The sequence below is a fragment of the Veillonella parvula genome (genome assembly GCF_001553335.1).
GTDB lineage: Bacteria > Bacillota > Negativicutes > Veillonellales > Veillonellaceae > Veillonella > Veillonella parvula_S.
This window is the reverse complement of the sequence record NZ_KQ960791.1, coordinates 192,162-214,824: the sequence shown is the minus strand read 5'-3', so window position 1 is coordinate 214,824 and position 22,663 is coordinate 192,162. Positions and strand designations below refer to the sequence as shown.

Sequence of the window (22,663 nt, the reverse complement as noted above, 5' to 3'; positions counted from 1 at the left end):
AAAGAAGCCGCCATATGTCTGTCCAGCGACTTGCAGCGAATGGAGCGCAGAGAGACATATGGCGGCGGAAAGCCTATCCTAAAAGTGGCATTACGAACTGAATCCATGGAATACCCACCACAATGAATATAGCGAGGTAGATAATCCCAAAGATAGCACCTAGTTTCCAAAATTCAGGGCCTTTATTATAGCCACTAGCAAACCAAATTGGGCTATGACCAGTACCATAAGGGGTAAGAATCCCCATAATTCCCATTGGTACTAAAAGAATCAACATAACTTGAGCTGGATCAACACCAGGAATCTGAAGAATTAAAGTAGCAAACAAACCTACCATAGCTGTTACATAAGCGGTGCCAGAAGCAAAGAAGTAACGAAGTAAGCAAAATGCTAATAACAAGCCAAGAACAGCCATTGTTGGATCTAAAGAAACTAAAGAACCACCTGCAGATTTAGCAAGCCATTCCAAGAAGCCTACATTCTTAAGCCCAGAAGCCATCGGCACAAGTGTGGCAAACCAAGTCAAAACATTCCATGCTGGTTTGTTAGCAAGGAAATCTTGCCAAGTCATAATCTTAGTAAAAATCATCAAGATAATAACAATTAAAGCCGTTGTAGTTGGGTTGATTTTAAATGTAGAAGCACCAATCCACAATACGAGAGCCAATACAGAAATCAAGGCCATAAAGATTTCACTGCGTGTCATGGAGCCTAATTTCTTATATTCATCCTTTGCCCATGCTGCAATTTCAGGGGAACCTTTTACCTCTGGTTTGCAGAATACATACGTCAACAATGGTGTAATGATAAATAGAATAATACCTACTGGCAAGAATGCTAAGAACCATGTACCCCAGTTGGCAGCTACGATACCCGACTTAGCAGACAATTCAAGAGCCAATGGATTTGGCGCCGCACCAGTCAAGAAAATAGAACTAGATACACAAGTTGTTGCCAATGCTACCCAATTTAAATAAGAACCAATTTTACGAGGATTCTTATCTGGATAAGAATCGAACATCGGACAAATACTGGATACAATTGGATAAATCGTACCACCAGAACGAGCCGCATTACTTGGAATAAATGGAGCCAACACAAGGTCAGTAATAGCAATGGCATAACCAAGGCCTAAAGAGGACTTTCCAAGCTTGGCTACGAGGAACAATGCAATACGTCGGCCAAGGCCAGAATTTTCATAACCGATACCGATCATAAATGCTGCGAATATCAACCACACGATGGCATTAGAGAAACCGCTAAGCCCCCAGCTGATAGCTTGAGCATCTGTAATAGCCTTTGCTACACCAGTTGCTTTATCCACAATAGGTGCTGGACCAACCTTAAATAACATAGATACGGTAACAGCAATGATACCGATAAAAGCGGGTGGGATTGGTTCTAAAATCAACCCCACCACGAGGCCTGCAAAAATACTTACATAAATCCAAGAATTTGGACTAAGGCCTTCAGGCGCACCGATGAGCCATACAAGAATAGCTACTACAAGCGGTGCGAATAATTTCCAATTCAACTTCATTAGGAACACTCCTTACTAAAAATAAAACTACAAGATTGCAAATACAGTATAGCAGAATATTTTTAGTGAAAATATAATATTCGTCATAATACTTATTGATTGATACTAAACTTTTAGTAATAGTTTTTACTAGATATTTTTGGTTTTATACAATATAATATAAACATCGAAAATTACTAATATATCGAAAGATATGTCGAAAGGATTGAAATGAAGTTAATTTCTAGTTATATAAAACCTTTATGGTTCTCTATTATCATTGTGTCACTTCTTTCGTTACTCAATGTAGCAGGCACTTTATATATACCAACCTTAACAGCTACCATCATCAATGACGGTGTCCTCCATGGTGATTTAGAGATGATTACTAACTCTAGTGCAACGATGCTTATCGTTGCACTATTAACAGTATCGTCTGCTATCCTAGGTGTTGCTATGAGCGCTCATATTTCAGCCTCTATAGGCAAAGTATTGCGCGACAATTTGGTGAAAGCTATACAAGCCTTTTCACTACGCGACTTTACACACTTTGGTACAGGCACCATACTCATGCGGACCAGCCGAGACGTTGAGAAAATTCAATCAGTTCTAGGAGAAGGTTTAAATATGATTCTCCCTATGCCTCTCATGATATGTATTGGTCTAGGACTAACCTTCTATAAGAGCTGGCAACTAGGTCTCGTCATCCTTGCTGTTATGGCATTCATGATACTGACCATAATTTTTATTGAAAGTCGCGCCTTACCTATTATTAAAGCGTTACAACTAAAACTAGATACTATTACCGATATGGTACGTGATCATATTGTGGGCATGCCTGTTATACGAGCTTTCAATAGAAGACATTACGAAAATACTAAAGAAATAGAAATTTTTACAGAAACAGCTCAACTAAATAAAAGATTACGCCAAACCTTTGCTATTGGTTTACCGACTATATTAATTCTCTTTAACATGAGTACCGTTGCTATCCTTTGGCTCGGAGGCTATAACGTAAGCATAGGTTCCCTACAAATAGGTGACATTATGGCCGTTATTGAATACGCTAACCTTATCCTCTTAAGTATGCTCATGGCTATTTTCGTCATCATAGATATACCCGAAGCTATCGTATGTTACACCCGCATTCAAGAGTTATTGGAACACGAAAACTCAGATACATTTCCTGAACCATATAATAAAAATACAAATTTAAACACCCATTATATAGTTGGCCAAGAAGATAGCAGAAAATTTGTAGATTTGGCATCGGCATCGACATCGGCATCGGCATCGGCATCGGCATCGGCATCGGCATCGGCAAACGATGATACTCCACTTCTGGAATTTCGCAATGTTACGTTCCGTTACGATAATGCAGAATCGCCGGCTTTAGAAAATATTTCCTTTACCGTTCATCACGGTGAAACATTGGCTATTATGGGTGACATTGGTTCTGGTAAAAGTACGATTACAAACCTAATCCCTCGCCTATTCTCCATTGAGTCTGGAGACATTCTCTTCAAAGGCAAATCCATCTATGAATGGAATGTAGATGACTTACGCTCACGCATCGGTTATGTCCCACAAAAAGCCTACTTATTTACAGGGACTGTAGAAATGAACATCCGTTACGGTGCTGCACCAAGCCAAGATATTTCAGTTCAAGATATAGAAAATGCATGCCGATTATCTAAGGCGGATGAATTTATTAGTCGCCTTGAAGGTGGTTACCAATATATCGTCTCCCAAGGTGGTACTAATCTATCTGGAGGTCAACGCCAACGTCTTGCCATGGCTAGAGCGCTCGTGCGCAAACCTGATTTATTTATATTCGATGATAGTTTCTCTGCTCTCGACGGCACCACAGAGCGTGCCGTTCGCACCGTATTACATGAGGAATTGCAAAAGGACAATCGCCCCGCTCTCATCTCTGTAGAGCAAAAGGTAAGTGCTGCAAAAAAAGCAGACCACATCTTAATCATCAACAGAGGTCAAGTGGCAGGGTATGGCACTCATGATGAGTTAGCTGAAAACTCTACCGTATATAAACAAATTTTAGCATCTCAGGAGGTGACAGAATGAGCCCATTACGTCGTTTCCTAATCGATTCTAAAAGCCAATGGGGTTGGCTAGCACTACTCATCTTAGCCCTTATCACAGCAGCTATGTTTGAGGTATCAGCTCCAGTATTACTTGGCAAGGTCGTAGATGCTATTATCAGTGGATTACAAACAAACCAAGACATTAATACCATATTCGCCTCTATTGATACAATCATCCTCTGGCTTATTGCCATCTATGGATGTCATGCTTTATTCACATACTTCGGCGAATACATGATGGCCTCCATTGGATCAAAAACAGTGCTCGCCTTGCGTACACGCATGAGTACTCACTTATACTCATTGCCTATCGAATACTTTCACAATCACCAACGTGGTGATCTTCTAAGCCGTCTAACCTCTGATTTGGATGCCGTTGCTGAAACGATAGGTGAAGGTGTGCCCGGTCTCGTGTCCGCCATTATCGGAATCATCGGCGCCACTGCAATGATGCTCTGGATCAGTCCAATTTTGGGAACATCCATCATCGTCATCATACTGATTGGTATCGTATGCTTAACGTGGCTATCTAAACGAGCCCGCCTCGTGTATCTTAGAAATCAGAATGCATTAGGAGCTTTCAACAGTGGCATAGAAGAAATCGTTGTAGGCAAGCCAATTATTCAAACCTTTGGTCTAGAAGAGACTACAACTCGCCAAGTAAATATACTGAATGACAATCTATTTAAAAGTATGCGAAGTGCTGCTTTCACCAGTCAGCTTGTAGAGCCTCTCGTAAAATTTTTAAATCAATTTACCTATTGCCTCGTCGCTATTCAAGGCGGTCTCATGGTATTACGTGGGTCCATTTCCATTGGGGATATTCAGGCATTCTTCCTCTATGTAGGTCAGGTATCCGATCCCCTATCTCGTAGTTCCTATATTATGACAAAATTCCAAGAAACCGCTGCCGCCTTAGGCCGTATTTACGAGGTAATTGATGCCCCATCTGAAATTGATGATGGAAAATTGACATTATCCAACAGCTCATCAAAAACTGATAGAGACGCTATTAGTACTAACACATCTATGACGGCCAATCAACCAAGTAATCAAGCTCATATGGGGACAATTAATTTTGAACATGTTGATTTTGGTTATACACCGTCCAATGTGTTTATGAAGAATATTAATATTCACATTCCAGCTGGCTCTATGGTAGCCATCGTAGGTCCTACCGGAGCTGGCAAATCTACATTAGTGAATCTCATCATGCGCTTCTATGACATTAAAAATGGTCGCATCACTATTGACGGTGTAGATATTCGGGATTTGTCTCGTGAAAGCTTACATAATACGGTAGGAATGGTATTGCAAGACGCTTGGATTTTCACGGGTACTATCGCCGATAACATTGGCTACGGCAAGCCAAATGCTACACGTGAAGAAATCGAGTATGTCGCAAGGCTTGCCATGGCAGATCACTTTATCCGTACATTACCCAATGGATATGATACGATGCTCAACCGAGGTGGTGATGATCTCTCCCAAGGTCAACGCCAATTAATTACCATCGCTCGGGCCTTCTTAGCTGATCCTAGCATTCTCATCCTTGACGAAGCAACGGCTAACGTAGATACCCGTACCGAAGTAGAGGTTCAAAAAGCGATGAACACACTCCTCAAAGGTCGAACCAGTATCGTTATCGCCCATCGCTTATCCACAATAAAAAATGCGGACTTTCTACTAGTGGTAGAAAACGGCACCATTGTAGAACAAGGGACACATGATGAACTCATGGCACTTAACGGATACTATAAAAAACTATATGAAAACTATGCTGAAGGAATGACAGTATAGGACAAATAAAAAACGTACACAAGCACGCTTCATTGGTCTAGTTCCATTTTGGATAGTACCAAAGTCGCTGTGCTATGTACGTTTTTTTATATTTAATCTAATCATCTATATTGATTGAAAAGGTATAAAGATCCTAGTATAATAGGTGCCCCTATATAGAGACCCATATTAGGTACTTCCCCCAATAAGAATGCTGCTACAATAGCTGCCACTATAGGCGAGATATACATAAAATTAGTTACATCAGAAACCTTTTCAGCATGTTCCAAGGCGTAGCTCCAGAATACAAAGCCTAACGCACTAGATAGGAATGCTAAATAGGCCATAGCAAATTTTGCGCTAATCGGTGCCACCACAATCATTTCCAGGGCATGTTCTGCAAAGGGCAATGCCATAATAGCCCCCGTAAACATAGACCACATAGCAATGGTAATAGGCTTATGTCCTTTTAAACTAAGTCCACGATTTAGAATATTATACACTGCAAAGAGTATCATTCCTAACAAAGTCCACAAGGCTCCTACAGGAATAGTAAGGGCGGAATTCCATAGAATGATTATGGCTACACCTATAAATGCAGTTATGGTAAATAGCCACCCTATGGGTCGTATTGTATCCTTATAAATTATCATGGCCATCAGTGCTGTCGTCATCGGGGTCAAGGCCATAATAATACTGGATGTAGCCGCTGGAATTGTACGCAAGCCTTCATTAAAAACAACTTGATAAAGAAAATTCCCTGTAGCTCCTAACAGAATATATAGTCCCCACTCACGCCATGTTGTCGGTATATGTAGCCCTTTTACAACGCCGATTACCAGCATAAGTAAAGCGCCACCCATGACCCTTGCCACAGACAATGTCAATGAATCTACTGACTGTAATGCGATTTTACTGAAAGGAAATGCAGTAGCCCACACCGCAATAGTAGCAGAAGCACCTAAAAGTGCTTTCTTTCGATTTGTCATTAACATCCACCTTTCAATAGCATTCGCCTATACAATCTTATAATCCACTTTGATTAACGTATATTCTATCCAAATTATTTCTATCTTGATTCATTCTACCAAGATCATGTTATCCACATGTTTTATAGCTTAATAACACTATCTCAATAGTACCATAATATACCCCTAACACTACAATAAATTAAATCATACTTTTTATTCCTATGAAGGGGAAGATTTCTTCCTTATTAGTTCTACAAAATGTGTAACAAAGTCGTTGGAACAAGTAATAACGCTTTATGAAAACTATGTAGCAGATATGTCTATGTAATTAATGCAACTATTCACTTAACTTGACTATTGTAAGTTCACTATTAATCCCATTAATTTCAATTTGATTTTCTGATTCAGCCACGGAAAAATCGTCTACAAGATTTCCACATTCTTCGAAGAGCAATTTAGTGCGAATACCTTTTTTCACCGCTTTGAAAGCATACTCATGAGGGACATACAGCCGAGATTTCGCCGATATCTGATTCACATCAATTCGCCCCGTATAATCCGCTACATATATATCCATTGAAGAGTTGTTATCCAGCTCTATATGACTGTTACCGCCGGCAATATAAATTTCTTTAGCCGCTCCGTCCAGCTCAAACTTTTCACTATCAATATCAAACAGCTCCAGTTTTTCACAATGAGTCGCTAACTCCGTATCTCCCATATATTTTTCAGGCAAATTTATAAAAATCCACAAATGTTCTTTTACAAGCTCTTCAGATAAGGATTTGGAACAATTTACATCCACATCGATACGCCTTTTGATATCATCGATTTTTACTTTCACCAGTTCCGTCAAATTTTCAATAGTATCACTGACCAATTGAACCTTTATCTTCTCACCCTCTCCAGCTCTCATTTTTACGCAATTAACAGAACCCAGTTTAATATCGAAATGTTTTATCTCATCGATATCATATTCTACGATGCTTTCATAAGGATATCGAGGTTTAACCGCTTCTTCTGAAAGCAATTCATCCACAGAGACATTGAATACACCTGAAAGGGCCTTTAAATTTGAAATATCCGGCATTCCATTGCCCGATTCCCACTTTGTTATGGCCTGTCTCGACACATTAAGTGTTTCTGCTAATTTCCCCTGAGATAATCCAGATTGTGTTCTATACTCCCGTAATTTTTCATTAAAATCCATAATGTGACCTCCTATTTTAAGCAATATCAGTTACTCTTCAACAAGAGCTGCTCAGAGTATAGTATATAGTGTCAGTGAAGAAAAGAAACGCTTGTTTTCCTGGCTGGCAACGTTCCGTAGCATTACAATATACATGCATTTATAAAGACTTGCAGGCTGATTCTGTACAAGATATAAACGGCCTCCGAACAGTACACAAATATAAACTATCCAATCATACTATTGAATAATCCGCCTTCATCCTCTTTAATAAAATTTTTATTTCCTTTATTAATATTGATATGCAATTTCATATTATTATATATACATTAAATGAAATTGCAAAAAGCAAAATCCCATATAAGCCTATATATACTGGTGTATTTAAACAATTTAGCTTATGGAAATTTATGAGATACTTCACAAAATTGCATAGTATGTATTGAAAATCTATATCATCTATTCATTGTAGAATTGCTACAAACATTGTACACTATAGGCATAGAAATCTATAGTTATATCCTTTTATGGAGGTGCAAAATGCAACATACTGCATGGAAAGATTTTAACACAGGTGTGTGGGATAAAGCCGTTGATGTACGCGACTTTATTCAAAGAAACTATATCCCCTATGAAGGGGACGATTCCTTCCTTGCTGGTCCTACAGAACGAACAACAAAATTGTGGGAACAAGTAATGAAGCTTTATGAAGAAGAACGTGAAAAAGGCGGCATGCTCGATGCTGATACTTCCGTGGCCACACACATTACTGCCCATGCGCCAGGATATATCGACAAAGAACTTGAAACAATCGTTGGTTTGCAAACTGACAAACCTTTAAAACGCGCTATGTTCCCATATGGTGGCTTGCGCACAGCAAAATCCGCTATTGAAGAATACGGCTTCAAAATGGATCCGCAAACAGAGGACTTCTTTAAGAAACATCGCAAAACTCACAATGATGGCGTATTTGATGTATATACTCCAGAAATGCGAGCTGCACGTACAGCTCACATTGTAACTGGTTTACCAGATGCGTATAGCCGTGGTCGTATTATCGGTGACTATCGTCGTATCGCTCTTTACGGTGTTGATTATCTCATTGAAGATAAAAAAGAACAATTTAGCATTACAATGGGTGACATGCTAGAAGATGTTATTCGCGACCGTGAGGAAATACAAGATCAAATCCGCTCTTTGAAAGAATTGAAAGAGATGGCAGCATCCTATGGCTATGATATTTCCAAACCAGCTAAGGATGTTCGTGAAGCTATGCAATGGATTTACTTCGGCTATCTTGGTGCTATTAAAGAGCAAAACGGTGCTGCTATGTCCATTGGTCGTAACTCCACATTCCTCGATATCTATGCGGAACGAGACCTTCGCAACGGCACATACACAGAGGAACAAATCCAAGAATTCGTAGACCATTTCATTATGAAATTGCGCATGGTTCGCTTCGCACGTATCCACGAATACAACAATTTGTTCACAGGTGACCCTGTTTGGACCACTGAATCCATCGGTGGTATGGGTACTGACGGCCGTACATTGGTTTCTAAGATGTCCTTCCGTTACCTACATACATTGACTAACCTTGGCCCTGCTCCAGAGCCAAACCTCACTGTATTATGGTCCCCTCGCATGCCTATCGGTTTCCGCCGTTTCTGTGCGAAATTATCCATTGAAACATCTTCCATTCAATACGAAAATGACGAATTGATGCGTCCTAACTCTGGTGATGACTACGCCATCGCATGTTGCGTATCCCCAATGCGTATCGGTAAAGAAATGCAATTCTTTGGTGCTCGTTCCAACTTGGCGAAATGCTTGCTTTACGCTATCAACGGTGGCGTTGACGAAAAGTTGAAGAAACAAATTGGTCCTAAATACCGCCCTATCACTTCCGAATACTTAGAATTTGACGAAGTATGGGAAAAATTCGACGACATGATGGAATGGTTGGCAGGCGTATATGTAAATGCCTTGAACATCATTCACTACATGCACGATAAATATGCTTATGAAAAACTAGAAATGGCATTGCATGACCGCAAGGTAACTCGTTGGTTTGCAACTGGTATCGCTGGTTTATCCGTAGTAGCAGACTCCTTATCCGCTATTAAATATGCTAAGGTAAAACCTATCCGTGACGAAAATGGCATCGCTGTTGATTTCGAAATCGAAGGTGACTTCCCTAAATATGGTAACGATGATGACCGTGTAGATAGCTTGGCAGCAAAGGTTGTTTCCACATTTATGAACAAGATTCGTAAACATCCTACATATCGTCAATCCGTTCCAACTATGAGCTTGTTAACAATTACTTCCAACGTAGTATATGGTACTGCTACAGGTTCTACTCCAGACGGCCGTAAAGCTGGCGAAGCTTTCGCTCCTGGCGCGAACCCAATGCACGGTCGTGATTCTCACGGTGCTGTATCCTCGTTGGCATCCGTAGCTAAAATGCCATGGCGTGATTGCTCCGATGGTATTTCTAATACCTTCTCTATCATTCCGGACGCATTAGGTAAATCTGGTGAAACATTTGTTTCCGTCAGCGATTTTGATATTGAGTTAGACCCTTCTCAATTGCCTAACAGCAATACAAACTTCGCATGCAGCGAACCAAATGTTACTATAAAGGAAGATAAATAAAATCTTCCACAGTATCGGACTGCTTTCACCGGCACCGATACGAGTGTTAGTCTTGGTTGAAAGGAGGTTATACCCATGAGCAACCAACAAGTTGATAACTTGGTAGAGTTATTGGATGGTTATTCCCAAAAGGGCGGCCATCATTTGAACGTTAACGTGTTTACTCGTGAAACATTGTTAGACGCTCAAAAACATCCTGAGTTGTACCCTCAATTGACGATTCGTGTATCCGGTTATGCGGTGCACTTCAACAAATTGACAAAACAACAACAGGACGAAGTTATTTCCCGTACATTCCATCAACGTATCTAATCGAGGTTTCCTATGACTGGACGTATTCATTCGGTTGAAACGATGGGTACGGTTGATGGTCCAGGCATGCGCATGGTGGTATTTCTTCAAGGATGCCCCATGCGCTGTGCTTATTGCCATAATCCTGATACATGGGATGAAACTAGCGATAATGCTAAATTCATGACCGTAAAGGAATTATGGGACCAGTACGAACGTAACCGCCAATTTTATACTAATGGTGGTATCACCGTCACAGGTGGGGAAGCTCTTATGCAAATCGACTTTGTTATTGAGCTTTTCACATATTTCCGTGAAAGAAACGTCCATACCTGTTTAGATACAAGTGGAATTTGTTTTGACCCCCACCAAGAGGTGGCATACCGTAAATTACTCAGTGTAACTAGTCTCGTCATCCTAGACATTAAGGAAATCGATCCAGCCAAGCATTTATGGTTAACGGGTAAACCGTTAGAGCCCATTCTCGGGTTTGCTCGATTGACGGCAGACGTGGAAGTTCCGATTTGGGTTCGTCACGTAGTAGTCCCTACGATTACAGATAATGCCGATCGTCACTATCGTCTAGGCTTTTTCCTAGGATCTCTGAAAAATTTACAAGCCGTTGATTGCTTACCTTATCACGTTATGGGTATTGCTAAATATAAGGAGTTAGGTATTCCCTATCGCCTAGAGGGCATCCCAGCTGCAACGAAAGATATTGCAGCTAAAGCGACAAGAACCGTGGTGGAAGGCATCAAGGCCTATAGACGCCATTGGTGGAGTCCCATCAAAACACAACATCAATCATAATCAAGTTTGAGGATAACTACCTCCCTTGATATATATAAATATATATACCAAGACTTGATCTATGATAGCCCTAATCAATAGAGCCGCCCCCATACAACCGGGGACGGCTCTTATTGCATTTAAATAAACTTTCTATCATACAAACGGGCAGCGATGAGGACCACTAAACAAGATCCCACATTATGCACTAATGCACCTGTAGTAGGCGTCAAAACCTCAAGCAATGAGAGAATAATAGCGATACAATTAATGACCATTGATAAAGCAATACTAAATTTTATAGTTTTAATCGTAGCATCTGATAATCGTTTAATATAAGGAATTTTACTAAGGTCATCACTCATCAAAGCAATGTCTGCTGTTTCTATGGCAATATCACTACCAATAGTCCCCATTGCAATACTCACATCAGCAGTCTTCATAGCCGGTGCATCGTTAATTCCATCGCCAACCATACAAACCTTATGATGTTTCCCTTGCAATGATTCGATAATACTTACTTTTTCTCCTGGTAAAAGCTCCGCATGTATTTCGGAAACGCCAGATTTCTTTCCAATATATGTAGCTGCTTCTTTACTATCACCAGTAAGTAATACTGTTGTCATATCTAAGCTTGAGATAGCAGATATCATATTTATCGCATCATTTCGCATTGTATCAGATAATGTAATGATACCTATAATATGCTCTTTATCTGCAATAATGACAGATACCTTTCCTTCACTTCGATATACATTAATGGCTTTTTGAATAGAATCACATACAATAATATTATGCTCTTCAAGAAATCGTTCATTTCCACAATATAATTCCCGACCTTTTATTACGGCTATAATCCCTTTACCTACAGACATCGTAAATGAAGTAGTATCAAGTATTTCTAAATCTTGCTCTATGGCATGAGAAACGATAGCCTTGCCAATAGGATGTTCGCTCTTAGCCTCTACAGATGCAGCTAATTGAAGAATATCAATCTCACTATAATCTGTATCAACGGCTAAAATAGATTGAACTGATAACTGACCACGTGTTAATGTGCCGGTTTTATCAAATGCCATGGTATCTACTTTTCCCATAGTTTCAAGAATTTCACCAGATTTAATAATAACGCCATGTTTAGTAGCTTGACCAATAGCGGCCATAACCGCAGTAGGTGTAGCAAGCACCAATGCACAAGGACAAAACACAACCAACACAGTAACACCGACGATGATATTACCAGTTACTAAATAGCCTATACATGCAATCATCAATGCAATAGGAACCAATCGACTAGCAACAATATCAGCTATACGCTGAATCGGAGCCTGTTTCTGTTCCGCATTTTTAATAAGTTGAATCATTTTTTGAATAGAACTATCTTCGCCCACTTTGGTAGCTATAATATCTATGGCACCAAAACAGTTAATCGTTCCGCCAAATACATCATCATCAATTGTTTTATCAACAGGGATAGACTCTCCTGTCATAATAGATTGATCTACCGTTGTTTCACCATTAATAATGCGTCCATCTACAGGCATCGTTTCGCCCGGAAGGATTCGTAAATAATCACCACTTTGTATAGACTCTACAGGAACCATCATTTCTTTGTTATCTTGTATTTTACGACCCTTAACAGGTGCTAATGAAATTAACTTCTTTAACCCTTTTTTTGCTCGCTCCGTAGTTGCTTCTTCAAGGAGAGCGCCTAAAGCCATAATAAAGGCGACCTCACCAGCCGCAAATATATCTCCAATAGCAATGGCCGCAAACATAGCCATGGAAATCAATAAAGCTGACGAGATTTTACTAATCCCCTTATTATATATAATCCTTCGTATAGATAAATATACAAGAGGAAAACCACAAATAATAACGGTAATCCAGGAAGGTTCAAAAGGGATTATATTTTGAAATAGTCTCTGTCCACAAAACTCTTCTATCAAATGCGGAATTCCATCAAGCAGTAAAAATAGCCCCGCTAAAATCGTCATATATAAACCAGATAATATATCATGTATTCGATGTACCATATGGCAATCCCCTTATCAGACTTTCCCAATCAATATGAATTGAATTACAACTATACTTACAGTACAATAATTACAATAGCGAACACCTTGTTCATTTTAATTGTATCAACCTATGGTATTAATACAATATATAAAACAGCGTATATGTTCATTATGGAACATATACGCTATTCTGTACTTAAAGAATGACAGGAGTTATTATGGATCGTAGACAGAAAAAAACTCGTAAAGCCATATTTATAGCTTTTAACAAATTATTATCTAATAAGGCGTATGACAAAATCACCGTTCAAGAAATCATTAGTGCCGCAGACATTGGCCGCACCACCTTTTATGCTCATTTCGACACAAAAGAAGCATTGCTAGAAGCACTCTGCGAAGACTTATTTTTACATATAAAAGATAGTATTAATCACTTACCGCATGCTCATGGGCTGTATCAACAAAGTATTTACCCTGTCTCAGTATTTGGTCATTTATTACAACATTTACAGCAAAATGAAAATAAAATCCTCGAACTACTAGCTAGTGATAATAACGAAATCTTTTTGCGCTATTTCAGGGATCATCTAAATGAGTTGGTACAAGGATATTCTATCAACCAAGACCGTAAAGCAAATACAAATCTACCGGATGACTTTATTATTAATCATATTTCAGGTAGCTTTGTGGAAATGGTGTTATGGTGGGTAAAAAACGGCATGAAAGAATCGCCTACAGAATTAGACAATTACTTCCATGCCGTTATAGAACCTATTATATAATTATTTAAAATTTATCAAGATACAACATTGATTGGTTCCCCCTTAAAGAAGGCTTGTACATTATCTCGAATAATGCCTACCAAGCGTTGACGTGTTTCAAGGCCTTTCCAACCCATGTGCGGAGTAATGATGACGTTATCTAGTGTATAGAGAGGACTATCCTCTGCAGGAGGCTCTACCTCCTGTACATCAAGACCGGCTCCAACAATGCGTTTAGCGGCTAATGCTTCACAAAGGTCCCTTTCATTAATAAGAGGTCCACGACCCGTATTCACAATGACCGCATTAGGTTTCATCTTACCGATTGTTTCTTTATTAATAAGATGTTTAGTTTGGTCATTTAGCGGGCAATGTAAGGAAATATAGTCACTATTAGCTAGCAATTCATCAAGGCTCACATAACGAATGCCATCACCATCAGCCTTTGGTGTACGTGTATGCACTAAGATGTTCATGCCTAGCGCTTTTGCAACTTTGATGACTTCCATACCGATGTGACCAGCTCCGACAACACCTAAGGTTTTACCATTCACTTCTGTATGGCTCACTTGAAGGTATTTCGTGAAATTGCTGCGATTACCTTTAGCCAGCATACCAATTTGTTGCTGCATGGTAGATGCAAAATTGAGGATCATCATGATCACCGTATGTGCTACACGCTCTGTGCTATACGCAGGAATATTGCACACAGTGATGCCCTTTTTCTTTGCTGCGTCAAGGTCAATATTATTATAGCCAGTACCTGCTTCTACGATAAGCTCTACAGTATCAGGAAATTGTGAAAGCAGATCGGCACTTACAGGCAATTCTTTTGTAACCACAACACGAGCACCTTGAATCCGTTCAATAAGCTCAGCATTCGTACTATCTTCGTAGACCTGCACATCATTAGATAATATGGAGAAATCCAATGCATGGTCATAATTCATTTTGCCTGCATTTACCACTACTACACGTTCGCTCATGAGAACCTCCTAAATTGAATAGCCTAAAACATAGGTAATACCACTTCTATATAAATTATACTATTATTTATATAAATTTATACTAAAATAACTTCTATTATATATCAACTACCTATACCAATTAATATACTTTCACAACTAATTAGTATACTTTCACAATTATTGTATATAATATATGTATAAAGCCTATAAAATTCAAAATAAAACTCATTTTTCTGTATATAACTTTCACAAAAGTATTGTGTAATTCCCCAAAAGTTATAAAATAAAAGTAATGTTATATAGAATTGAGGAATACAATGAGACCTACCTATTTGACCATAAATACAAGTCTCGTTCGCGAGAATTTGCGCAAAATTAAAGATAGTTTACCTGAATGGAGCACGTCCACAGCTGTCATCAAGGCAAATGGCTACGGCCACGGCAGCGTTATGATGGGCCGTATTGCTGTGGAGGAAGGTTACGAATCCTTAGCCGTTGCTATTCCAGAAGAATCCGTACCACTTCGCAATGCAGGTATTATGGTACCTATTTATTTATTAGGACTCACAAGGCCACAATCCTTTGAACTTGTGGCAGACACTAATTCGATTCCTGCCGTTTGTGAATCTACCGACTTGGAATCACTCGATAAAGTAGCCGATAATCACGACATGATTATTCGCGTTGCTGTTGCTGTCGATACAGGCATGCATCGCATCGGTATCAAGCCTGAGGATGCCATTGAGTTTATCAAACGCATTGAGTCCTACGAAAATTTGGAAATAGACGGATTCTTCTCCCACATGAGCAATGCTGATGCGGCGGATCAATCACACGCCCATAGCCAAACGCAAAAATTTCATCGCATGGTAGATGAAATACGAGCATTCCGTCCAGAAGCAGATTACCGTTTCTCCCTCGCCAACAGTGCAGGTCTTTTATCTGTCAAAGATAGTCTATTCACAGATGCTCGTCCTGGTATTATTCAATACGGTATCATGCCATCCCTTGATGTGCCAAATCGATTGGGCTTAAAACCTGTTTTATCTTTCCATAGTGAAGTTGTTCATGTACAACATATCCCTGCTGGCGAAGGCATTGGATATGGATCTACCTATATCACACCTGAGCCAATGACAATTGCTACTATCCCTGTAGGCTATGCGGATGGCTACCCTCGTAGTTTATCCAATCGGGGCACCGTACTCATTCATGGCACTCGTTGTCCCGTAGTAGGTCGTATTTGTATGGATCAATTCATGGTTTCTGTTCCGGATACAATCACGGTAAAGCCTGGCGATAAGGTGGTGCTTCTAGGGTCTCAAGGTCATGAAAGCATTTCTGCTTTAGAAATTGCAGCCCTTGCTTCTACAATTCCTTATGAGATCTTTTGTGGATTCTCAGAGCGCGTACCACGACAATATATTTAACCTATGTAAAATAAAGAAAGCCCGTATCACATGTAGAATTCTACATGTGATACGGGCTTTCTTGCTCTCCTATACCCAGCGTGCTGTAAAGCAGTTACGTTCTTATTGTGAGAGAGAGTATATATACCAAGTATATAATCTTATGATTCGGAGGGAACCACAATTCATAAGGGGCCCTCTGAACGATAGACGGCATAGGAGAGAGTCAATGTTTATCTATCCAATCCAGAGGGCTGTGTGTAATTGTTTATTGTGTGTGTGTTGTTTATTGTGTGTGTTTTATGTGTTGTGTATGTGTGTGTAAGTGTATTTATGTTATGTGTGTATAGTTTTGAGTGCTTAGTGTTCGTTTTTGAAAGGGTTTGCTTTACAGCGCTATAGAATAGGAGATCAACTTATTTTGCTACCGTCCCTGTTTTAGCATCCAATACAACGGATATCGGTTTATTTTGTGCATCATGGAATTCTATGGTATATAGTGGTTTACCATTTTGATTAGCAAGAGACCACGTATTAATACCAGTCGCTACCTTGCCAGACTGTACGAAAGCTGCATTAATTGCCACATGTGGAGGTATTACTGTTCCAGCATCAATAGCACTAGCTTCCATAGATGCGTCATATGCTTTAGGAGTACCATCCGTTACATTACCAGTAGCCACATCTAGAGTCATAGAATGAGCACCACTAGTATTAAAACCAGCTACTTCATAGATGGCAGTTTTACCTTGAGTTTTGAAGGATACATTAGTGATTTTGGAGTTTCCAAATTTACTTTCGAATTGGTCAATTAAATAATTAGCACCAACTACGAAAATACTATTTTGGTCTACTACGCCTTCTTGCTGATTGGTTGTGCTAGGTTGTGATTTTCTACTTTTAGAGTTTTTTTTTCCTCTTTAGTAGGCTCTTCTTTATCAGCCTTTTTTTCGTCTTTCACAACTTTTACTTTAGGCGCTTTGTCTACTGCAGCTTTTTTAGTATTTTTAACTTCTTTATCATGCTTTGCTACAGATTCTGATTTTTTATCGCCACCGCGTACTACTCTTGTTTCACTAGGAGCTTTAGCTACAGATACAGTTTCAATAGTAGGAACTGCTGCTGCAGGATTTTCTGTACTAGGTACTACAGTTTCTTGAGCTACTGGTGTTTTAACATCTTGTGTAGCTGTTGGAACTGGTGTAGTATTACGAACTGCTGTACCTACTTGATTAGCATCTACTACAGGAGCTACCGGAGTTTTAGGTGCAACTGCAGTAGTAGCCACATCTGGAGCCACCGCTGTAGTAGGAACTACTGGGTCAGTAACTGGTTGTGCTGGAGTCGCTGCACTCGCTGTTTCTTGTGTAACAGGCATTGGAGTTACTGGTTCAGCTGCGGTTACAGCTACAGTGGCACCAAATACGCCAGCCACTGCTAAAGCAATACTACTTTTTAAAATAGATTTTTTCATATTGTCCTCCTTATTAATTCATTTACATGCAACTTTACGCATGTATATTTCCAGTCAACTCAATGTCATCATGTAAGTTCCAAAACATATATCTAGCATGGACTTGTAGATATATAGCTTGGAAATTTCAGATATAGTTGAGTTTGTCTTTCGACTGGTACACATACTATCGACAGTCTATGAAGTCAAAATGTAGAAGCACTGTTAAAAGCTTATTTTATAGTGAGTTTAGAATGAATTTATATATAATTCCTATGAAATCCTATGGGATTTACTTTATACTTAAAAATTCCATGAAAAATATATCAAAAGCCGTTTATCCCATATATAAGGGATAAACGGCTTCAAAATATACGTATCGATATCTAAAATTGCACATTCATGAGCAAACTTTCACAAAAAATGCCTCAATACTAGTTATTTTTTTAAGAAAAATAGTATTAAGGCATTTAATTATTATATTCAGAATAAAATAACTAGGCACTATTAAGATATAATAACTAGTCAATCATATATTAATCGTCAAATTTAACAGATAGCAATTTACCATTCATTGCATCCATATGCACATGTACCTCTTTATTATCTGCTGTACCAAAGCTAACTTTGTAGACGATTTTACCTTTATCATAGCGCACAGCCCATTCATTAAGGCTCACAGCTTTACCTTTTGTTTGGGCATAAGCAAAGTTCACCACAGCTGCAGGCGGTAAGATTTCCCGAGGATCAAACGATTTTTTCTTTAGTGATTTATGGAAGTCCCCTTCGCGCTTTTCAAAGATTTGATTAGTAGCATAGATATACGTTAACTCATACTTGCCAGATTCATCAAAACCTTCTACATCATACTTAATTTGGCCTCCATCCGCATCAAATGCGATTTCCGTAATTCCAGCATTTGGATGATTTTGGATAAAGGCATTTAATAAACCATTAGCACCTACAATGGCCGCATGGTTGCCATCAACAACTGCCACAGTTGGCTCTACAGCTACTAAAGGGGCTGCACTTGCATTTGGCATGCCAAATGCCACAGCCAAGGCCAATACAAGGCTACCTTTTACAAAAAATGATCTCATTAGTTCCTCCATATCTCAAACAGTTATCATAACAATATATATACAATTATACACTAAATCAACGCGGTTTATAATCTTTATTTATATAATTAGTGCATGTACCTACGCCCTATGATACAATGCACATAGATTCATTTTTGTAATTACATGTGAGCTAACTATGATTTCAATTTACCCCACTATATATCATACATTTCAATGCAAGGCCGACCGATGCGAAAATACATGTTGCCAGCTGTGGACCATCGATATAGATGAACCTACTGCTGAACGCTATCATGCCATGACAGGTTCTCTTGGTGAAAGCTTACGCCAATCCATCACAGTTGATGATGAAGGCAGTCACTTTATCTTCTCTAAAGCACAACCTATGTGTCCCTTACTCAATGAAAAGGGGCTGTGCAAGGTAGTTCTTGAGCTAGGAGAGGAAGGACTATGTGACACCTGCCACATGCATCCACGCTTTTATAAATACATTGAAGACTTAGAACTATGTGGCGTTGGATTATCTTGCGAAGCATCGGTTGAACTATTAGCCCAACAGGAGCCGCTGGACTGCCTCCTCTTTACAATAGAAGATGACTATAATGAATTCAAACCTGAGGAGCGATTAACACTTCAAAATGTATTTGAGTTATTGGCCTTTGATTTAGATCCTAATCTATTCCAATATACGCCAAAGCCCTCAAATCAGTCTTTCAAAGAATTATTAGACCTATATAAAAGGAGCGAACCTATCGATGAGAATTGGACTGCACAGGTTAATACATTATCTAGTAAACTAGACCAACTTGTCGCATCTATACAGCCCTATATACAGCAAGAAGATATGAGCCTATTTAATAAGGTGTACCAATATATATTGTATCGCCAAATCGATATGCTATCAGACTATTCCTTGGAATCTATCTTAGCTTATGCAAAGGATGGTACTGACTATATACTTATAGCCAGTATATTAGAGGGACAACCCTTAAAGCAAATTGCAAGATGGTCACAACAAATCGAATACGACGAAGATAATGTAATGCTGTTATTACAACACTACGAATCACAGCTCATAGAGTGAACAAAAAACCGCAAGAATCTTATCTTGCGGTTTTTTTATGTCTTATCACAATACATCATTTGAATAATGTATGAACAAAACGGATCCATTGAGGTAATACGGAGACAGATAATAATGCCACAATAAACATGACAATATAGGTTTTAACGATACCCAGTGCAACATAGCGGCACATTAATTGGGCTATAATGAACACAGCATAATACTGGCTGAACATCGTAATAAGATAGGCCATATCCCCTACATATTTTTGAAGAGATAAAGAGAAAAAAATAATCCCTAGTATATGAACTAATACTAAGACAACTGTGCGAAGTGCATTTGTATAAGCTAATCCATATATATAATTGCGCAATACCCCACCATAAGTACCACGACCACCTAATAAAACAAGTAAACGCCATATAACAAATGAACCGATGATAATTTGAAAAATTAAAAATACAGAACTGGCTAAAATACTAATTACATCAAAATGAGTTAGCCCAGTCATCCGTTTAATCCCCAGCAATGGAGATATCACTTTCACTATAAACGGTAAGCTATAGGTCATTATATATAATACAATAGTAGATACCAGTAGATTTAGAATGGCTCTCGTATAAGATCCATAATTGATAATATTCTGAAATGATTGTTCGCTAAGTTTGGTAAATAAATGCAATATATCCTTATACCATGTCATAAATACTCCTTTTAGTCTAAAACTAGTAAAAAAGGACGAGCCAAGTCTCGTCCTAGATATATCATATGTATTTTATCGAGTCAACATATAAATCCATTCAAACACGTGTACCAACAAAAGAGCAATCAACATCAGAATCAAACCTTCATAAGGGGTCCCATTAATACATGCTCCCACAATACGTCCCATAGTTTGTAACAATAATACGGTACTTAAAATACATAGCACAATCATACAGAAGCCAATGATCGCTTGCAGTATTAATGGTACCGAAGTTAGAATCAGCATAATCCCTGCTGTAAAAGTAATCAGTGCCACAACAAGTTGAGCAAATGACATGATATGCAAAATACCGGTTGTAACAGTTCGAACGTAGAATTTACGTTGTTGAGCAACTGCATAGACTATAATGATACATACCATGAGAATGACTTTTCCGATTACCCATGCAAAGCGACCTATATTCCAAAATTCTCTAGGACTACCCATCTGTTCCAAAAAAAGTTGTATTTCATGTTGACCTACTGGAAGAGATAGCGATTCCCACCTTACCAATAATGAAGAATTACGTATAAACGCACGTATAGCATCTAAATATACGCCTTCACCTACAATAGTAAATTGATAGCATATAAGTGTTAATAGCAGCATGCCTATGAGTTGCCCATAGGCAATATCAAAGTGATACATACGAGGATTATTCTCTTCAATAGGGTTTAATAAACGATAGATAAACTGCATTAAACCTACCATCATAGGTATCACCACCTTTTACACCATATACATACACAACATTCAAGTTTGAATACTATAACCTACAACACACAATAAGGAACTATAAAAAATAGTTCCTTTTCATTTTCCGTTCATCATTATAACACAAAAGAGCCTATAAAAGAATGTGGTTTTACTATATTCTAATTGCGGTTCCTTTAAAAAATAAAAAAGGGGACTGTTTTGTTACAGCCCCTTTCATATTTTTCATGTTATGTAATTATCTGGAAGTAGCAAGTACTACCATACCAATCAAGACACCTAAAATGATTACAGGAATTAAACTCGTAATAATAGAAATGCCAAAAGTTGCTAAACGGGATTTATTAATTTGGCGACTCAATAATGTTAAGCATACCCAGAATGTATAAACTGCAAAAGCTATCGTTGCGAATATAATAATAGTTATCCATACAATACTACCTACTGTAGAATCAGGATGAGAGCCTAGTAGCAGCAAAAATGGCAATGATAGTAATAGGAATCCAATGAAATAAACTAGCCCCATAATCTGATTATAAGCTTGTTCATACCACATAATTTTTAATACAGACTCATATGTAGTATTGGCATCAAATTTATTAGCGACCCAAGAAAAAATAGCAGAATAAATAGCAATACCAATAAAAGCAAATAGCAAGCCAACCGCTAGACCTAATAAGCCAACCCCAGAAAGAGCTGCCGCACCAGTAAGTGCAACATTAAGTTTATCCACAAATATCATACTCAGAAGAGCCGGTAGAATATTTGAAAATACGAATGACGTCAATGCCAAAGCTGCTGTAGCATAGAACCCTTTGCGACAAGATCCATGCTCTACAATCTGTGGAATACCACGTTTAAAGGGAGCTACTATAAGCTGCCAAATATCTGAATACCATTTTGTTTCCATAAATCCTCCAAAACACCTATATTTCTCTAATTGTAACACAAACTATATTTAAACCGTCATGGACAACATTATCCCTCCCACACCAAAGATGAAGGATATTATGTAAAAAGAAATACCCGTTATCCAAAGATTTAGACCAAATTGCTTATAGGTAACTTGCCCCTTCAAAATAATAACTATGGTCAAACCCTTTCATCAGCAACCCCTGATTTATTAATGATAACCATATTAGG

At 38.6% G+C, this 22,663-nt stretch carries 19 protein-coding genes; 8 read left to right on the top strand and 11 right to left on the bottom strand.

From position 1 onward, the window contains the following. Nucleotides 1-73: 73 nt before the first annotated feature. Nucleotides 74-1,540, bottom strand: coding sequence for a DASS family sodium-coupled anion symporter (locus HMPREF1865_RS04835; protein WP_038125771.1), 1,467 nt, complete (start codon nucleotides 1,538-1,540; stop codon nucleotides 74-76). A 210-nt stretch (nucleotides 1,541-1,750) separates the two neighbouring features. On the opposite strand from HMPREF1865_RS04835, the gene HMPREF1865_RS04830 reads away from it, so the two are divergent. Further along, nucleotides 1,751-3,604, top strand: a complete 1,854-nt coding sequence (locus tag HMPREF1865_RS04830; RefSeq protein ID WP_060919392.1) for an ABC transporter ATP-binding protein — start codon at nucleotides 1,751-1,753, stop codon at nucleotides 3,602-3,604. Then, nucleotides 3,601-5,424 (top strand): ABC transporter ATP-binding protein, encoded by a 1,824-nt coding sequence (locus HMPREF1865_RS04825; RefSeq protein WP_060919391.1) that lies wholly within the window; start codon nucleotides 3,601-3,603, stop codon nucleotides 5,422-5,424. The genes HMPREF1865_RS04830 and HMPREF1865_RS04825 overlap by 4 nt, the downstream gene beginning before the upstream one ends. Nucleotides 5,425-5,525: 101 nt before the next feature. Here HMPREF1865_RS04825 and HMPREF1865_RS04820 read toward each other — a convergent pair whose 3' ends face one another. Both HMPREF1865_RS04820 and HMPREF1865_RS04815 read right to left on the bottom strand, forming a co-directional pair. Then, on the bottom strand, nucleotides 5,526-6,392 hold the full coding sequence (locus tag HMPREF1865_RS04820; RefSeq protein ID WP_060919390.1) for a DMT family transporter: 867 nt from the start codon (nucleotides 6,390-6,392) through the stop codon (nucleotides 5,526-5,528). Between the two features lie 319 nt (nucleotides 6,393-6,711). Then, nucleotides 6,712-7,584: a helix-turn-helix domain-containing protein gene (locus HMPREF1865_RS04815; RefSeq protein WP_060919389.1), complete on the bottom strand. Its 873-nt coding sequence runs from the start codon at nucleotides 7,582-7,584 to the stop codon at nucleotides 6,712-6,714. A gap of 519 nt (nucleotides 7,585-8,103) precedes the next feature. On the opposite strand from HMPREF1865_RS04815, the gene pflB reads away from it, so the two are divergent. From pflB to pflA, 3 genes are all read left to right on the top strand, one after another. Beyond that, entirely contained in the window at nucleotides 8,104-10,221 is a 2,118-nt protein-coding gene (gene pflB, locus HMPREF1865_RS04810; RefSeq protein ID WP_060919388.1) for a formate C-acetyltransferase, read from the top strand. 75 nt (nucleotides 10,222-10,296) lie between these two features. Further along, nucleotides 10,297-10,533: an autonomous glycyl radical cofactor GrcA3 gene (gene grcA3, locus HMPREF1865_RS04805; RefSeq protein ID WP_004693956.1), complete on the top strand. Its 237-nt coding sequence runs from the start codon at nucleotides 10,297-10,299 to the stop codon at nucleotides 10,531-10,533. Nucleotides 10,534-10,545: 12 nt separating this feature from the next. Next, a complete protein-coding gene (pflA, locus tag HMPREF1865_RS04800) occupies nucleotides 10,546-11,322 on the top strand; it encodes a pyruvate formate-lyase-activating protein (RefSeq protein ID WP_004693958.1) in 777 nt (258 codons plus the stop codon). Nucleotides 11,323-11,441: 119 nt separating this feature from the next. Here pflA and HMPREF1865_RS04795 read toward each other — a convergent pair whose 3' ends face one another. Beyond that, nucleotides 11,442-13,337, bottom strand: coding sequence for a heavy metal translocating P-type ATPase (locus HMPREF1865_RS04795; RefSeq protein WP_012863834.1), 1,896 nt, complete (start codon nucleotides 13,335-13,337; stop codon nucleotides 11,442-11,444). Between the two features lie 200 nt (nucleotides 13,338-13,537). Between HMPREF1865_RS04795 and HMPREF1865_RS04790 the strand changes: the two genes are divergently transcribed. Continuing rightward, nucleotides 13,538-14,101: a TetR/AcrR family transcriptional regulator gene (locus tag HMPREF1865_RS04790; protein ID WP_060919387.1), complete on the top strand. Its 564-nt coding sequence runs from the start codon at nucleotides 13,538-13,540 to the stop codon at nucleotides 14,099-14,101. Between the two features lie 14 nt (nucleotides 14,102-14,115). Here HMPREF1865_RS04790 and HMPREF1865_RS04785 read toward each other — a convergent pair whose 3' ends face one another. Continuing rightward, on the bottom strand, nucleotides 14,116-15,066 hold the full coding sequence (locus HMPREF1865_RS04785; protein ID WP_012863833.1) for a 2-hydroxyacid dehydrogenase: 951 nt from the start codon (nucleotides 15,064-15,066) through the stop codon (nucleotides 14,116-14,118). Nucleotides 15,067-15,365: 299 nt separating this feature from the next. Here HMPREF1865_RS04785 and alr point away from each other — a divergent pair, with 299 nt between their 5' ends. After that, nucleotides 15,366-16,478 carry an alanine racemase gene (gene alr, locus HMPREF1865_RS04780; RefSeq protein ID WP_060919386.1) on the top strand — a complete coding sequence of 371 codons (1,113 nt, stop codon included), beginning with the start codon at nucleotides 15,366-15,368 and terminating at the stop codon, nucleotides 16,476-16,478. A 395-nt stretch (nucleotides 16,479-16,873) separates the two neighbouring features. Here the strand turns inward: alr and HMPREF1865_RS04775 are convergent, their stop codons facing one another. The 3 genes from HMPREF1865_RS04775 to HMPREF1865_RS04765 all read right to left on the bottom strand — a co-directional run bounded on the left by HMPREF1865_RS04775 (nucleotide 16,874) and on the right by HMPREF1865_RS04765 (nucleotide 19,010). Continuing rightward, entirely contained in the window at nucleotides 16,874-17,152 is a 279-nt protein-coding gene (locus HMPREF1865_RS04775) for a PepSY domain-containing protein (protein WP_060919385.1), read from the bottom strand. Between the two features lie 158 nt (nucleotides 17,153-17,310). Continuing rightward, nucleotides 17,311-17,931 (bottom strand): hypothetical protein, encoded by a 621-nt coding sequence (locus tag HMPREF1865_RS04770; RefSeq protein WP_060919384.1) that lies wholly within the window; start codon nucleotides 17,929-17,931, stop codon nucleotides 17,311-17,313. Between the two features lie 515 nt (nucleotides 17,932-18,446). Then, a complete protein-coding gene (locus tag HMPREF1865_RS04765; RefSeq protein WP_060919383.1) occupies nucleotides 18,447-19,010 on the bottom strand; it encodes a PepSY domain-containing protein in 564 nt (187 codons plus the stop codon). 160 nt (nucleotides 19,011-19,170) lie between these two features. Between HMPREF1865_RS04765 and fliB the strand changes: the two genes are divergently transcribed. Beyond that, the gene (gene fliB, locus HMPREF1865_RS04760; RefSeq protein ID WP_060919382.1) at nucleotides 19,171-20,079 is read left to right on the top strand and encodes a flagellin lysine-N-methylase; all 909 of its coding nucleotides are present in this window, start codon (nucleotides 19,171-19,173) and stop codon (nucleotides 20,077-20,079) included. A gap of 55 nt (nucleotides 20,080-20,134) precedes the next feature. Here the strand turns inward: fliB and HMPREF1865_RS04755 are convergent, their stop codons facing one another. From HMPREF1865_RS04755 to HMPREF1865_RS04745, 3 genes are all read right to left on the bottom strand, one after another. After that, entirely contained in the window at nucleotides 20,135-20,764 is a 630-nt protein-coding gene (locus tag HMPREF1865_RS04755; RefSeq protein WP_060919381.1) for a hypothetical protein, read from the bottom strand. 72 nt (nucleotides 20,765-20,836) lie between these two features. Continuing rightward, nucleotides 20,837-21,520 (bottom strand): hypothetical protein, encoded by a 684-nt coding sequence (locus HMPREF1865_RS04750; protein ID WP_060919380.1) that lies wholly within the window; start codon nucleotides 21,518-21,520, stop codon nucleotides 20,837-20,839. Between the two features lie 238 nt (nucleotides 21,521-21,758). Continuing rightward, nucleotides 21,759-22,430 carry a hypothetical protein gene (locus tag HMPREF1865_RS04745; RefSeq protein WP_060919379.1) on the bottom strand — a complete coding sequence of 224 codons (672 nt, stop codon included), beginning with the start codon at nucleotides 22,428-22,430 and terminating at the stop codon, nucleotides 21,759-21,761. Between the last annotated feature and the right edge of the window lie 233 nt (nucleotides 22,431-22,663).

Bases quoted from the DNA above. Each gene is read 5' to 3' on its own strand.
- HMPREF1865_RS04835 (WP_038125771.1), bottom strand. From the start codon at position 1,540: ATGAAGTTGAATTGGAAATTATTCGCACCGCTTGTAGTAGCTATTCTT.
- HMPREF1865_RS04830 (WP_060919392.1), top strand. From the start codon at position 1,751: ATGAAGTTAATTTCTAGTTATATAAAACCTTTATGGTTCTCTATTATC.
- HMPREF1865_RS04825 (WP_060919391.1), top strand. From the start codon at position 3,601: ATGAGCCCATTACGTCGTTTCCTAATCGATTCTAAAAGCCAATGGGGT.
- HMPREF1865_RS04820 (WP_060919390.1), bottom strand. From the start codon at position 6,392: ATGACAAATCGAAAGAAAGCACTTTTAGGTGCTTCTGCTACTATTGCG.
- HMPREF1865_RS04815 (WP_060919389.1), bottom strand. From the start codon at position 7,584: ATGGATTTTAATGAAAAATTACGGGAGTATAGAACACAATCTGGATTA.
- pflB (WP_060919388.1), top strand. From the start codon at position 8,104: ATGCAACATACTGCATGGAAAGATTTTAACACAGGTGTGTGGGATAAA.
- grcA3 (WP_004693956.1), top strand. From the start codon at position 10,297: ATGAGCAACCAACAAGTTGATAACTTGGTAGAGTTATTGGATGGTTAT.
- pflA (WP_004693958.1), top strand. From the start codon at position 10,546: ATGACTGGACGTATTCATTCGGTTGAAACGATGGGTACGGTTGATGGT.
- HMPREF1865_RS04795 (WP_012863834.1), bottom strand. From the start codon at position 13,337: ATGGTACATCGAATACATGATATATTATCTGGTTTATATATGACGATT.
- HMPREF1865_RS04790 (WP_060919387.1), top strand. From the start codon at position 13,538: ATGGATCGTAGACAGAAAAAAACTCGTAAAGCCATATTTATAGCTTTT.
- HMPREF1865_RS04785 (WP_012863833.1), bottom strand. From the start codon at position 15,066: ATGAGCGAACGTGTAGTAGTGGTAAATGCAGGCAAAATGAATTATGAC.
- alr (WP_060919386.1), top strand. From the start codon at position 15,366: ATGAGACCTACCTATTTGACCATAAATACAAGTCTCGTTCGCGAGAAT.
- HMPREF1865_RS04775 (WP_060919385.1), bottom strand. From the start codon at position 17,152: ATGACTCTAGATGTGGCTACTGGTAATGTAACGGATGGTACTCCTAAA.
- HMPREF1865_RS04770 (WP_060919384.1), bottom strand. From the start codon at position 17,931: ATGAAAAAATCTATTTTAAAAAGTAGTATTGCTTTAGCAGTGGCTGGC.
- HMPREF1865_RS04765 (WP_060919383.1), bottom strand. From the start codon at position 19,010: ATGAGATCATTTTTTGTAAAAGGTAGCCTTGTATTGGCCTTGGCTGTG.
- fliB (WP_060919382.1), top strand. From the start codon at position 19,171: ATGATTTCAATTTACCCCACTATATATCATACATTTCAATGCAAGGCC.
- HMPREF1865_RS04755 (WP_060919381.1), bottom strand. From the start codon at position 20,764: ATGACATGGTATAAGGATATATTGCATTTATTTACCAAACTTAGCGAA.
- HMPREF1865_RS04750 (WP_060919380.1), bottom strand. From the start codon at position 21,520: ATGATGGTAGGTTTAATGCAGTTTATCTATCGTTTATTAAACCCTATT.
- HMPREF1865_RS04745 (WP_060919379.1), bottom strand. From the start codon at position 22,430: ATGGAAACAAAATGGTATTCAGATATTTGGCAGCTTATAGTAGCTCCC.